This is a genomic window from Microbacterium sp. MMO-113 (assembly GCF_037148555.1).
GTDB lineage: Bacteria > Actinomycetota > Actinomycetes > Actinomycetales > Microbacteriaceae > Microbacterium.
Genome location: NZ_JBBCTD010000003.1, coordinates 246,467 through 259,004, shown reverse-complemented (window position 1 = coordinate 259,004; position 12,538 = coordinate 246,467). Strand labels below are relative to the sequence as shown.

Here is a 12,538-nt window from a genome sequence, read left to right as displayed (position 1 = left end):
CGTATGGGGGACAGGTCAGGTCAGATCGACTGTCGACCGTCATCCCGTTGGTGTCGAGCGATCGAAGGCAACGCGACGACATGGCGCAACTGGACGCGCCCAGCGCACAGACATCGCGGCGGACAACCTCACACTGAGCGCGACGTCGAGGTGCAGGGATCGCGATGGCATTGGCGGGGTGTTCCTTCCCCCGTCGAAAACGTGACTCTAACGCGCGGCGGGCCTACTCCGCGGCGAGCTGCTGCGCAGTGCGATTCACCACGTCGGTGAAGCGCACGGCGTCGGGGAACTCCTTCGCCTTGCTCTCGATGACGACCACACCATCGGGAACGCCGATCGTCACATAGCACTTCGACGTGTTCTTCCGCGCGACGGCCCCAACGACGAAGCCGATCGGACCCGCGATGAGTGCGCCTGCTCCCATCCGAGTGAGAGTGGAGCGCTGAGAGGGTGCGCCCTGCGTCGCCTCCGCCTCCGCGCCCTGCACGCTGACCGACTTGCCGCCGCTCTTCAGTACGCCGTCACGGAGCTTGTAGCCACCGAACTCCGCCGACGGAAGTCGGGCGGCGCGCGTCGGCGCGCTAGGAGCGGAAGCGGACGGGGTAGTAGGAACGTCGATCCGACGCATCTCTGCTCCCGATGCCATGCGCAGCTCGTACACGAACTCTGCATAGGACTTGCGTGGGTGGAGAGCGAACGCCAGTGCCGACTTGGAGGGGTCGGGCGTTGCCGACCACCCATCGGCGGAGACGCGGAGATACATGATTGGACCGGTGACGATGTCATACGCCGAGATCTTGTCGAGCGGAATCTCCGACCGCTTCGTCATGCGCCCGACTCGACCGAGCAAGTTGTACTCGAAGATCAAGTGCGTGTCGGTGATGACGGCTCTGCCGTCGACGCTCTTGTGCTCGATCACGGTGCTCATGACGCCGACTATACCGACGCGTGCTCGTGCCCACCCTTTGCCCACAGATGCACGTATCCGAAGGGGGTCAACAGTGGTCGAAGGTGGTTGACGGCGCCAGAGATTATGCGGGGAATACGATACAGCGCAGCGCAAAGTAGAGTTCGAGTCCCGTAGTCGGATCCACACATGAAGGCCCGCATCCCCTTGGAAACACGGGAGATGCGGGCCTTTCTCGTGTCTAGGCCAGGAGCGCTGCCCACTTCACCGGCACCCACGGCCCCAGCGCTAGGCTCTGCGCATGAGCGAACCCGCGGACGAGCCCGGCCCGTCGCTGATCCAGCAGCGGCTCGCACTGCAGCGACGGAGGACGTGGGCGATCGTGCTCGCCGTGTTCTGGACGGTGAGCGCCGCCTGGTGGCTGAGCTCTGGTCTTCTGACGGACGCGCGCGCCCTCGATGTGATGCGAGTGGCCGTCGGGACGGTGAGCATGGTGTTGGCGATCGCGTACGTGCTCACGGTGAGGCGCGCGCTGCGGGACATCCGAGACTTCGAAGCGCGACACGGAGCGGACGCGGGCCGCCAGTGGTTGGCGGGTGCTCCGTGACGTCCGACCGCTCGCATATCGCGTATAACTTCGGAGGGTGTTATGTTACTGGGGTGCAGGTGGTCGGCACCCCGCCCCGGCCACCTGCGCATCTTCGTGTTCCGCTTCCGGGAATGTTCGCGCCGCTCGTCGCGGTTGTCTCGAACATGACCCGCATCGGCTCCAGTGACCTCGACGTCTTCCCCCTCGCCCTCGGCGGCAACGTGTTCGGCTGGACGGCCGACCGTGACGCCTCCTTCGCCGTCCTCGACGCCTTCGTCGATGGGGGTGGCGACTTCATCGACACGGCGGACTCCTACAGCGCATGGGTTGCCGGCAACGAGGGCGGCGAGAGCGAGACGATCATCGGTGCGTGGCTCGCGTCGCGGCGGCCCCAGGGGGTCGTCGTCGCGACCAAGGTCAGCCAGCATCCGGCCTTCCGCGGTCTGTCGGCCGGCAACGTCCGTCGGGCGGCCGAAGCGTCGCTCGCTCGCCTCGGAGTGGACGAGATCGACCTCTACTACGCGCACTTCGACGACGAGTCCGTGCCGCTGGAGGAGACGGTCGAGGCGTTCGGCGCCCTCGTCACGGACGGGCTCGTGCGGCACGTGGCGGTGTCGAACTACACGGCCGACCGCATCCGTCAGTGGATCGACATCGCGGACCGACTCGGCGTCGCGCGTCCCGTCGCCATTCAGCCGCACTACAACCTCGTGCACCGCAACGACGTCGAGGACACCATCATCCCCGTCGCCGAGGAGTTCGGGCTGAGCCTCGTGCCGTACTACGCGCTGGCGAGCGGCTTCCTCACGGGCAAGTACCGCTCGACGGACGCCGGGGGAGAGGGATCTCCGCGGGCCGCCGGCGCCGCGAAGTACGCCACCGAGGCAGGGCTGCGGATCATCGACGCCCTCGACGAGATCGGCGGAGCGCACGGCGCCTCGGTCGCCGCGACGGCCCTGGCCTGGCTGCGTGCGCAGCCGACCGTGGTCGCGCCCATCGCGAGTGCCCGGACGGTGGATCAGGTGCCGGATCTGCTCGCCGGTGCGCGGCTGGAGCTTTCGCCCGAAGAGGTCGAGCGCCTGAATCGCGTCTCGGCCTGGACACCGCCGCAGGGCTGACCCGCTCTCACCGACCGACGAGGCCGAGCCGGTGCGCGAGGATCACGGCGTGGATCCGGTCGCGTGCCCCGAGCTTCGCCAGGATCCGCCCGACGTGCGTCTTGACGGTGGACTCGCCGACGTAGAGAGTCGTCGCGATCTCGGCGTTGGTGAGCCCCCGGCCGATCGCGACGAACACCTCGCGCTCGCGTTCCGTCAGGGACCGGTACCCGGCATCCGCGACCTCGTCGACAGCGACGGTCCAGAGCTGCGTGCCGACGTGCTCCAGCAGCACGCGGGTGATCCTCGGCGCCAAGGCGGCGTCCCCGCGATGCACGGCACGGACGGCGGAGAGCATCTCCTGGCGCTGCGCATCCTTGAGCAGGAACCCGCTGGCTCCGGCGCGGATCGCACCGAAGGCATACTCGTCGAGATCGAAGGTCGTGAGGACGAGCACTTTCGTCTCGGGGTGGGCGCCGACGATGGCCGTCGTCGCCGCGATCCCGTCGAGCTCCGGCATGCGGATGTCCATGAGCACGAGGTCGGGGGCGAGCGCGGCGCTCTGCGCGATCGCCGCCTTCCCGTCCCCCGCCTCTCCGATCACGACGATGTCGGGCTCCGCCTCCAGGACCATGCGGAACCCCAGACGGATCAGCTCCTGATCGTCGACCAGGAGCACACGGATGGGCGATGTCATGTGTTCCCCTCCCCGCGCGGCGACACGGCCGGCGCCTCGGACGATGTCGGCAGGACGGCGCGCAGGAGCCAGCGGCCCGCACCGTCCGGCCGTGACTCCAGTGTGCCGCGGACGTGAGCGGCGCGTTCCAGGAGACCCCGGAGGCCGAAGCCCCCTTCTCCGGGAGTGCCCGCGACACCGTCGTTGACGATCTCGATGACCACGGTACCGGGCGCGTACTCCAGAAGCACGGACACGGTCGAAGCGGTCGGCGCATGCCGCATCGCGTTCGTCAGTCCCTCCTGCACGATCCGGCCGAGCGCATGGGCGACATCGGACGACACCTCCGCCTGGCCCGCTGTGGCGAGGGTGACCGGATACCCGGTCCGCTGCGCCGCCGCGACCGTCTCCTGCGGAGAGGCGGGCGAGACCGGCGCGAGCAGGAGCGGGGCGTCGTCATCCCGCAGCACGCCGAGCATCGCCCGCATCTGGGTGAGCGCGCTGCGGGCGGTATCCGCCGCAGAGGTGGCCGCCGCGCGTGCCTGTTCGCGGTCCGGAGTGGCGGCCGCGCCCTCGGACAGTGCCACGACCACGGTCAGGGAGTGCGACACGATGTCGTGCATCTCCCGCGCGATCCGTGCCCGCTCCGCCGCCGCGGCGAGCTGCGCCTGCTGGTCCCGCTCCACGAGGAGCTGTCGCGAGCGGTCGATGACAGCGTCGAGATACCGCTTCCGACTCCCGACGTTCGCGCCGATCAGAGTGCCGATGAGACCGAGCACGACCGTGCCGAGCAGGGCGTTGACCGCCTCTTGCAATGTGAAGATGCCCGCCCAGAGGAGAAGCCCGGCTCCCGAGGCGCTGGCTGCGACGCCGATGCCGAAAGCGGTCCACGCGGCACGGGTGGAGCGGTAGACGGCGAGGGAGTAGCCGGCGAACAGCAGCAGCGGGCTGCTCCCCGGCAGCGCGGTGAACAGGAGGAAGACGTCGAGCAGGATCGCCGCGATCGCGGGGAGCCAGGGCTTCCGTCGGCGCCAGAGCAGGGTGGCGGAGGCCACGACCACGCAGAGCGGCAGCAGGGCGGCGAGCGCGAGCCCGACGGGGCCGCGGTCGGCATCGTCGATGCGCGCGGCGGGTGTGATCGTGAGGACGATGCAGAGCAGGGCGAGCAGGACGTCGGCGAGGACGGGATGGCGCGCCCAGAAACGCCGGAACAAGCCGGGAGGACGAGGGAGCCGCAGCCCCTCGTCCTCCCGGACCGTGTCCGTTCCGCGTCGCTTCGCCGGCACCCGGTCTCCTACGCGTCCCGCGTGCGGAGGACGGCCCACGCGGCCAGCAGACCGCCGACCACCCAGCAGCCGAGGGTGAGGAAGGCGACCGGCGCATCCAGCGTCGCCGTGTCACCGGGCAGGATCGCGCTCTGCGCGGCGGCCACGGGGAGGTAGGCGGAGGCGTCGATCACCCAGGCCCAGGCCTCTCCCGCCATCGCGAAGAAGCTCGCGACGATCGGCAGGACGAACAGCAGACCGACGGTCGCTGCGATCGCTCCGGCACCCGAGCGCAGGATGAAGCCGAAGGCCACGCCGATCAGCGCGAAGACGGCCATGGCGAGCGAGGCGACGACGATCGGCAGGACGGAGGTCGCGGGGTCAGTCCAGTCGATGCCCTGCTCCCGTCCTGCGACCACGGCGGACACGGCGACCGCGGCGACGCCGAAGATGACCAGCGACGACAGGAAGAGGAAGGCCGCGAGCACGAGCGACTTCGCCAGCAGTACGGACCCGCGGATCGGGTCGGCCGTCAGCGTCGAGCGGATCATGCCCGTGGAGTACTCGCCGGTCACCGAGATCGCTCCGATGATGCCGGCGAGCAGCATCGTGAACTGGATCGGCATGACGACGGCCTGGATCGGGTCGAAGCCGGGGGCGTCGATCGCTTGAGCGATGAGGACGGCGATGCCGATCGTGAGCGCGGCGGCGATCGCGATGGACCACCAGGTGGACCGGAGGGTGATGAGCTTGATCGCCTCACCGCGCACGGCGCGCGGGAAGGTGAGGCGCCGGCCCGAGTCGGTGGCGGGGGGCGCGACGGCCGGGGTCGTCACGGCGGGGGCGGCGGTCATGAGAGCTCCTTCGTGCGGTACTCGACGGCGTCGCCGGTGAGGGCGAGGTAGGCCTCTTCGAGGGATCCGGTGGTCGGGGTGAGTTCGTGCAGCGGAATGCCGCGCTCCGCGGCGAGGTCGCCGATGCGGGCTGCCGGGAGCCCTGCGACGTCGAGCAGATCGGGAGCCGCGCTGACGATCTCCACGTCCGGACCGCCCACAGCGGCCACGAGGTCGGTCGGGCGGGGTGTCCGCACGCGGACGCGGTTGGTCGTCCAGGAGCGGACGAGCTCCGCGAGCGGGGCGTCGGCGAGGACCTTGCCCCGTCCCATCACGATGACGTGGTCCGCCGTCTGCGCCATCTCGCTCATGAGGTGGCTGGAGAGCAGGACCGTCCGTCCCTCGGAGGCGGCATGCCGGACGAACTGCCGCACCCAGCGGACGCCCTCCGGGTCGAGGCCGTTGACCGGCTCGTCGAGGATGAGGGTGTGCGGATCGCCGAGCAGCGCGGAGGCGATCCCCAGTCGCTGCCCCATGCCGAGCGAGAACTTCCCGGCGCGCTTGCGGGCGACCGCGCCGATGCCGGCGAGCTCGATGACCTCGTCGACACGGGAGGTCGGGATGCCGTGCGTGGCTGCCATCGCGCGGAGGTGATCCCGCGCTGTCCGACCGGTGTGCACGGCCTTGGCATCGAGGAGCACGCCGACCTCGGTCAGCGGGGCGCGGAGCTTGCGATACTCCTGGCCGGCCACGGTGGCCCGGCCCGCCGTCGGACGGTCCAGCCCGACGATCATGCGCATGGTCGTCGACTTCCCTGCGCCGTTCGGTCCGAGGAAGCCGGTGACGCTCCCTGGCTGCACGGTGAAGGACACGCCGTCGACGGCGGTCTTGTCCCCGAATCTCTTGGTGAGGCCTTCTGCGGTGATCATGGGCACCACGCTACGGATCATCGGGCCGGCGCGCGTCCTCCTGCAGGACGATTCCCTGATGCGGTGCGCTCGTCCTCCAGGAGGACGGCACCGTGGAGGACAGGTGCGCGCGGAGGCTCCGATAGTGTCGACAGGTGACCCCCGCCCGCCGCATCCCTGCTCCTCTGGCGCTCGGGGGAGCCGTCGCGATCGGAGTCATGACCGCGATCCAGGCGCGCATCAACGGGGTCCTGGGCGTGCGCGTCGACAACGGCATCGTCGCCGGCTTCCTGTCCTTCGCGGTAGGACTCGTGGCCCTCGCCGTGGTCATCTCCTTCCTGCCTTCGGCGCGCCGTGGTGCCCTGCGCCTCGGGCGCGGCATCCGCGATCGGAGCATCCCGTTCTGGATGCTCCTCGGGGGAGCCTGCGGCGCTCTCACCGTGTCCACCCAGGGTCTGACGGCGGGGATCCTCGGCGTCTCCCTCTTCACGGTGGGTGTCGTGGCAGGGCAGACCCTGCACGGCCTCGTCCTCGACCGCATCGGCTTCGGGCCGGCCGGTGTCGTGGCCGTCACCCCCGGTCGGGTGATGGGCGGGGTGCTGGCGCTCGCCGCGGTCGGGATCTCCCTCTCGGGCGACGTGCTGGCGACCGCGCCGCTGTGGATGCTCCTGCTGCCCTTCGCCGCGGGTGTCGGCATCGCCTGGCAGGCGGCGACGAACGGGCGGCTGGCTCAACGCGTGCAGTCGCCGATCGCCGCCACGCTCATGAGCTTCATCGCCGGCACCCTGGTGCTCGCGGTCGCCGCCGGCATCAGCGTCGCCGTGCGGGGATGGCCGGCCGCGCTGCCGACCGAGCCCTGGCTCTACCTCGGCGGCTTCCTGGGGGCGGGCTACATCCTGCTCGGCGCGTTCATCGTCGCGCACACCGGCGTGCTGCTGATGGGGTTGGGTTCGGTGCTCGGGCAGCTCGTCACGTCCGTCGTGATCGACCTGCTCTGGCCGGCGCAGGCGGGACCGGCGCTGTGGCAGGTGGTCGCGATGGTGATCGTGGCGGTCGGCTCGGTGCTGGTCGCGGTGCCCTGGCGACGCCGCCGGCTCTAGGAGCGGGTCTTCTTGGCGGCCTTCTTGGCCTTCTTCTTCTCTTTCTTCTTCGCCCTCTTGCGGGCCTTCTTCTCGGCCTTCTCGGCCTTCTGCTTCTCGGCCTCCCGTGCGGCCGCCTCAGCAGCGGCCCGCGCCTCCGGCGAGAGTCTCGGCGGTCGGGTCAGGAGCGCGCGGGCGTCGACGGTCTTGCGGCGGCCCGGGCTCTTGCCCTCGGGTTTCGCCCCGACGTAGAGCCAACCGAGAAGCTCCTCGTCCGGCCCCAGCCCGTGCATGCGCGCGACCGGTTCCGAGCGCGTGTACTGGCCGGTGCGCCAGATGACGCCCCATCCCGCCTCGTCGAGCAGCAGGCTCAGGACGTGGGCGACGCCGGAGGCCACCGCCTCCTGTTCCCAGCGTGGCACCTTCTCGCTCGCCCGGTAGCTCGCGACCACGGCGATGAGGAGCGGGGCCCGCAGCGGTTTCGCCGACGGCTCGGCGTCCCCCTGCGCCTCCGCGATCGCGGCGCCGAGCGCCTCGCGGTCCTGGCCGCGCAGCTCGATCAGCCGCCAGGGGCGCAGGGACGAGTGATCGGCGACGCGACCGGCGGCGCCGATGAGCGTCACCAGCTCCTCGCGTCCCGGGGCGGTGTCCCCGACCTTCGACCAGGACTGCCGTGCGCGGACCGCGTCGAGGGCGCTCACGACTCGTCGGGCGTGAAGTTCAGCGCGATCGAGTTCATGCAGTAGCGGTCACCGGTGGGGGTGCCGAAGCCGTCCGGGAAGACGTGGCCGAGGTGCGAACCGCAGGATGCGCAGCGGACCTCGGTGCGGACCATGCCGAGGCTGTCGTCCTCGAGCAGCTCGACGGCGTCCGGCCGGACTGACTCGTAGAAGCTCGGCCAGCCGCAGCCGGAATCGAACTTCGTGCCGCTCTTGAAGAGCTCGGCGCCGCAGGCGCCGCAGGTGTAGAGTCCGGCGCGCTCCTCATCGAGCAGCTCACCGGTCCACGCCCGCTCGGTCGCCGCCTGGCGCAGCACGGCGTACTGCTCTTCGCCGAGCTCGTCGCGCCACTCGTCTTCGGTCTTGTTCACGCTGTAGGGCATCGTGTCCTCCTGAGTCCTCTCCATTCTCCCTTGTGCAGGGCCCTCATGGCGCTCCCCGTCAGAATGGACGCATGAAGGATGCCGTGCAGGAGCGCTATGCCCGATTCGCGGCCGTGGAGGCTCCGGGGCGCAGTGCCCTGTACGGGGAGTGGGCGGCCGGGGTCGCCGAAGACGACGAGATCAGCGAGGTTCTGCTGCGGATTCCCGCCACCCGTCGCCAGCCTCCGCTCGTGTTCGCCGTGTCCCGCCTGCTCGGTGCCGGTCCCGGTACGTACCGCGAGTGGCGTCGGTTCGTCCTGACCAATGCCTCTCGACTCGTCGAGGAATGCACGAGCCGCGCCCTGCAGACCAACGAGCCCCTCCGCACCGCGGCACTGCTGCCGGTGCTCTCCGAGATCGAGGGCCCGATCGCGCTGCTGGAGGTCGGCGCCTCCGCCGGCCTCTGCCTCTATCCCGATCGCTACTCATACCGTTTCATCGACGACGGCGGGTCCGTTCGTCGCGCGCTCGACCCCCTCGACGGTCCCTCCACCGTGGTGCTGGAGAGCACCGTCACCGGCGACCTCCCCCCGCTGCGCATGCCGGAGGTGGTGTGGCGCGCCGGGATCGACCTCGCCCCGCTGGACGCCGCCAACGAAGAGGATCGGCGCTGGCTGCGGGCGCTCGTGTGGCCGGGAGAGGAGGGGAGGGAGCAGCGCATCACCGCCGCGCTCGACATCGCGGCCGCCGAGCCGCCGCTTCTCGTCGCCGGAGACGCAGCCGCCCATCTGGAGGAGCTGGCAGGATCCGCGCCGGCGCATGCCACGCTGGTGATCACGACCCCCGGGGTTCTCGTGCACATCCCCCGGGAGCAGCGGGAGGCGCTGATCGAGACGATCGCGACGCTGCCCGCGCGCTGGGTCACGATCGACCCGCCCGCTCTCCTCGACGTCTGGGACCCACCGGTCGTCGCGGAGGCCTGGCGCGGATTCGTCGTCGCGCTCGACGGGCGGGTGCGCGCCGCTGCCGACCCGCTCGGCGCCTGGTGGGAGTGGCGCGCGGGCGATCCGTCGACCACGACCTAATCTGAGGGCATGCCCGCTGACCACCTCACGGAACGCGATCGCGCGATCCTCGCCCTGGAGGCCGCCTGGCCGCGCCACGGCGGTATGAAGGAGGAAGCGATCCGTGCGCGACTGGGCATGAGCGCGGCGCGTTACTACCAGCTGCTCGCCCGTCTCATCGACTCCGAGGCGGCCCTCGCCTTCGATCCGATCCTCGTCGGCCGACTGCGTCGACTGCGGGACGCCAGAAGCGCCCGGCGCACGTCCCGGATCCCCGGGTTCACCGGATGACCTGATCCTGCGGGGTCGTGCTCGTCATGGAACGGTTTACCAGCGACGTGCCGCTAGCATCGAGGGGTGTCCAAGCCCCCCCGTGACCGTTTCGACGAGGTCCCCCGTTCCACCGGACGTGTGGGAGCACACCGTGCCGAAGCTCCGGGGATGAACGGCTGGGTCGTGCTCCTGTGGTCGTTCGTCGCCGCTCTCGTGCTCATCATCGCCGGCATCTTCGGCGCTCTGGTCGTCATGGGACGGATCGACCTCTTTCCGGAGCCGACGTCGTCCGTGGCTCCCACGCCCGAGCAGACCGGGGTGATCGACCCGACCTACTCGGTGCTCATCCTCAACGCGACCCCCGACAGCGGGCTGGACGACCAGATGCGCGACACCCTCATCAACGCCGGCTGGGCGGCGGCGACCGTGCTCGCCAGCGACAGCGCCAGCGACGACTTCGAGACCACGACCGTCTATTACGTCAGCGCCGAGGACGAGGAGGCGGCGAAGGGCCTCGCCGGCGTCATCGGCGGCGCCGAGGTGCAGCAGAGCGACTACTACGCGGGCCAGACGGAGGACGGGCAGAAGCAGCTCACCATCGTGATCGGCGTCGACCGGGCGGCATCGGTGCCCGAGACTCCCGCGCCCTGACCCTCGCCCGACTCCCGGACGACGCGGCTTGCACTCGATGGTGTCGAGTGCCAGAATGGCGTTAGCACTCTCTCACTCTGAGTGCTAAACCCACCGTCTACGTCCAGGAGGGACGACAAAACTCATGGCAAAGATCATCGCCTTCGATGAGGAGGCCCGCCGCGGCCTCGAGCGTGGCCTCAACATCCTCGCCGACGCGGTCAAGGTGACCCTCGGCCCGCGTGGTCGCAACGTCGTGCTCGAGAAGAAGTGGGGCGCCCCCACGATCACGAACGACGGTGTCTCCATCGCCAAGGAGATCGAGCTGGACGACCCGTACGAGAAGATCGGCGCGGAGCTCGTCAAGGAGGTCGCCAAGAAGACCGACGACGTCGCCGGCGACGGCACGACGACCGCCACGGTCCTCGCCCAGGCCCTGGTCCGCGAAGGCCTGCGCAACGTCGCGGCCGGCGCCGACCCCATCTCTCTCAAGCGCGGCATCGAGAAGGCCGTCGCCGCCATCACCGAGGAGCTGCTGAGCTCGGCGAAGGAGATCGACTCCAAGGAGCAGATCGCCGCGACCGCCTCCATCTCCGCCGCCGACCCCGCGATCGGCGAGCTCATCGCCGAGGCCATCGACAAGGTGGGCAAGGAAGGCGTCGTCACGGTCGAGGAGTCGCAGACCTTCGGCACCGAACTCGAGCTCACCGAGGGCATGCGCTTCGACAAGGGCTACCTGAACCCGTACTTCGTCACGGACCCGGAGCGCCAGGAAGCTGTCTTCGAAGACCCGTACATCCTGATCGCGAACCAGAAGGTCTCCAACATCAAGGACCTCCTGCCCATCGTCGACAAGGTGATCCAGGACGGCAAGGAGCTCGTCATCATCGCCGAGGACGTCGAGGGTGAGGCCCTCGCGACCCTCGTGCTGAACAAGCTCAAGGGCATCTTCAAGTCGGTCGCCGTCAAGGCTCCCGGCTTCGGCGACCGTCGCAAGGCGCAGCTGCAGGACATCGCGATCCTCACGGGTGGCCAGGTCATCACCGAAGAGGTGGGCCTGAAGCTCGAGAACGCCACGCTCGACCTGCTGGGTCGTGCGCGCAAGGTCATCGTCACCAAGGACGAGACCACGATCGTCGAGGGTGCCGGCGAGGCCGACCAGATCGAGGGTCGCGTCACGCAGATCCGTCGCGAGATCGAGAACACCGATAGCGACTACGACCGTGAGAAGCTGCAGGAGCGTCTGGCGAAGCTCGCCGGTGGCGTGGCCGTCATCAAGGCCGGCGCTGCGACCGAGGTCGAGCTCAAGGAGCGCAAGCACCGCATCGAGGACGCCGTCCGCAACGCGAAGGCTGCCGTCGAGGAGGGCATCGTCCCCGGTGGTGGTGTCGCCCTCATCCAGTCCGGCACGAAGGCTCTCGACGCTCTCTCGCTCGAGGGTGACGAGGCGACCGGTGCGAACATCGTCCGCGTGGCGATCGAGGCTCCGCTGAAGCAGATTGCGCTGAACGCCGGTCTCGAGCCGGGTGTCGTCGCCAACAAGGTGTCCGAGCTCCCCGCGGGCCAGGGCCTCAACGCCGCCAGCGGCGAGTACGGCGACATGTTCGCACAGGGCATCATCGACCCGGCGAAGGTCACGCGCTCTGCGCTGCAGAATGCCGCGTCGATCGCCGGTCTGTTCCTGACGACCGAGGCCGTCGTCGCCGACAAGCCGGAGAAGGTCGCTGCTCCCGCGGGTGACCCCACGGGCGGCATGGACTTCTGATCCTCTGAGAGGTTCAGAGACTCCGTCTCACAGAAAGCCCCCGGCTCCGGCCGGGGGCTTTCTGCGTCTCAGCGGAACAGGCTCGCCGAGTATTGATCCGCTTCGGCGTACTGGGTGGCCACGGCGCCGAGCGACGTCCCGATCCCGTCCAGGACGAGCTCGACGTGCTGCTGAGCGCCCTGCCACTCTTCGGCGCAGCCTTGGAACGCCGTGGCGGCGGTGCCGACCCATGCGGTCTGCAGCTGCCTGAGCTGAGACATGAGGGTGGCGGATTCGCTGCGCAGGCGCTCGATGGTGGCGCGGGTCGCGGCTTCCGCCGCATGGACGGCGTCGGTGTCGACGGTGAAGACGGTCATGGGAACTCCCTTCGA

Annotated in this window: 15 protein-coding genes; 7 read left to right on the top strand and 8 right to left on the bottom strand. The window is 69.7% G+C overall.

Annotated features, from left to right (window positions below; translation table 11 throughout):
- Window positions 1-223: 223 nt before the first annotated feature.
- Window positions 224-928 (bottom strand): hypothetical protein, encoded by a 705-nt coding sequence (locus WFJ36_RS11820; RefSeq protein ID WP_336643329.1) that lies wholly within the window; start codon window positions 926-928, stop codon window positions 224-226.
- 280 nt (window positions 929-1,208) lie between these two features.
- Between WFJ36_RS11820 and WFJ36_RS11815 the strand changes: the two genes are divergently transcribed.
- Window positions 1,209-1,514: a hypothetical protein gene (locus WFJ36_RS11815; protein ID WP_071328833.1), complete on the top strand. Its 306-nt coding sequence runs from the start codon at window positions 1,209-1,211 to the stop codon at window positions 1,512-1,514.
- A 146-nt stretch (window positions 1,515-1,660) separates the two neighbouring features.
- Window positions 1,661-2,614 carry an aldo/keto reductase gene (locus WFJ36_RS11810; RefSeq protein ID WP_071329119.1) on the top strand — a complete coding sequence of 318 codons (954 nt, stop codon included), beginning with the start codon at window positions 1,661-1,663 and terminating at the stop codon, window positions 2,612-2,614.
- Between the two features lie 7 nt (window positions 2,615-2,621).
- On the opposite strand, the gene WFJ36_RS11805 is transcribed toward WFJ36_RS11810, so the two are convergent.
- Genes WFJ36_RS11805 through WFJ36_RS11790 form a run of 4 tightly spaced genes read right to left on the bottom strand, consistent with a single transcriptional unit; the run spans window position 2,622 to window position 6,296 of the window.
- A complete protein-coding gene (locus WFJ36_RS11805) occupies window positions 2,622-3,290 on the bottom strand; it encodes a response regulator transcription factor (protein ID WP_336643328.1) in 669 nt (222 codons plus the stop codon).
- Window positions 3,287-4,555, bottom strand: a complete 1,269-nt coding sequence (locus WFJ36_RS11800; protein ID WP_336643327.1) for a sensor histidine kinase — start codon at window positions 4,553-4,555, stop codon at window positions 3,287-3,289. The genes WFJ36_RS11805 and WFJ36_RS11800 overlap by 4 nt, the downstream gene beginning before the upstream one ends.
- A gap of 8 nt (window positions 4,556-4,563) precedes the next feature.
- Window positions 4,564-5,388 carry an ABC transporter permease gene (locus tag WFJ36_RS11795; protein WP_336643326.1) on the bottom strand — a complete coding sequence of 275 codons (825 nt, stop codon included), beginning with the start codon at window positions 5,386-5,388 and terminating at the stop codon, window positions 4,564-4,566.
- Complete coding sequence (locus WFJ36_RS11790) at window positions 5,385-6,296, bottom strand: ABC transporter ATP-binding protein (RefSeq protein WP_336643325.1); 912 nt, start codon at window positions 6,294-6,296, stop codon at window positions 5,385-5,387. Before WFJ36_RS11790 ends, WFJ36_RS11795 begins: the two co-directional genes overlap by 4 nt.
- A gap of 164 nt (window positions 6,297-6,460) precedes the next feature.
- On the opposite strand from WFJ36_RS11790, the gene WFJ36_RS11785 reads away from it, so the two are divergent.
- Window positions 6,461-7,375, top strand: coding sequence for a DMT family transporter (locus WFJ36_RS11785; protein ID WP_071329115.1), 915 nt, complete (start codon window positions 6,461-6,463; stop codon window positions 7,373-7,375).
- Here the strand turns inward: WFJ36_RS11785 and WFJ36_RS11780 are convergent.
- Both WFJ36_RS11780 and msrB read right to left on the bottom strand, forming a co-directional pair.
- Window positions 7,372-8,055, bottom strand: a complete 684-nt coding sequence (locus WFJ36_RS11780; RefSeq protein WP_442927857.1) for a nitroreductase family protein — start codon at window positions 8,053-8,055, stop codon at window positions 7,372-7,374. The two genes, WFJ36_RS11785 and WFJ36_RS11780, sit on opposite strands and share 4 nt — an antisense overlap.
- Window positions 8,052-8,456, bottom strand: coding sequence for a peptide-methionine (R)-S-oxide reductase MsrB (gene msrB / locus WFJ36_RS11775; RefSeq protein WP_136051543.1), 405 nt, complete (start codon window positions 8,454-8,456; stop codon window positions 8,052-8,054). Before msrB ends, WFJ36_RS11780 begins: the two co-directional genes overlap by 4 nt.
- A 71-nt stretch (window positions 8,457-8,527) precedes the next feature.
- On the opposite strand from msrB, the gene WFJ36_RS11770 reads away from it, so the two are divergent.
- From WFJ36_RS11770 to groL, 4 genes are all read left to right on the top strand, one after another.
- Window positions 8,528-9,520: a DUF2332 domain-containing protein gene (locus WFJ36_RS11770; protein WP_336643324.1), complete on the top strand. Its 993-nt coding sequence runs from the start codon at window positions 8,528-8,530 to the stop codon at window positions 9,518-9,520.
- A gap of 9 nt (window positions 9,521-9,529) precedes the next feature.
- Window positions 9,530-9,790, top strand: a complete 261-nt coding sequence (locus tag WFJ36_RS11765) for a DUF3263 domain-containing protein (protein WP_071328829.1) — start codon at window positions 9,530-9,532, stop codon at window positions 9,788-9,790.
- A 66-nt stretch (window positions 9,791-9,856) separates the two neighbouring features.
- Window positions 9,857-10,423, top strand: coding sequence for a LytR C-terminal domain-containing protein (locus tag WFJ36_RS11760; protein WP_256209425.1), 567 nt, complete (start codon window positions 9,857-9,859; stop codon window positions 10,421-10,423).
- Window positions 10,424-10,547: 124 nt separating this feature from the next.
- Window positions 10,548-12,167 (top strand): chaperonin GroEL, encoded by a 1,620-nt coding sequence (gene groL / locus WFJ36_RS11755; protein ID WP_071328827.1) that lies wholly within the window; start codon window positions 10,548-10,550, stop codon window positions 12,165-12,167.
- A gap of 68 nt (window positions 12,168-12,235) precedes the next feature.
- Here the strand turns inward: groL and WFJ36_RS11750 are convergent, their stop codons facing one another.
- Entirely contained in the window at window positions 12,236-12,523 is a 288-nt protein-coding gene (locus WFJ36_RS11750; RefSeq protein WP_336643323.1) for a WXG100 family type VII secretion target, read from the bottom strand.
- Between the last annotated feature and the right edge of the window lie 15 nt (window positions 12,524-12,538).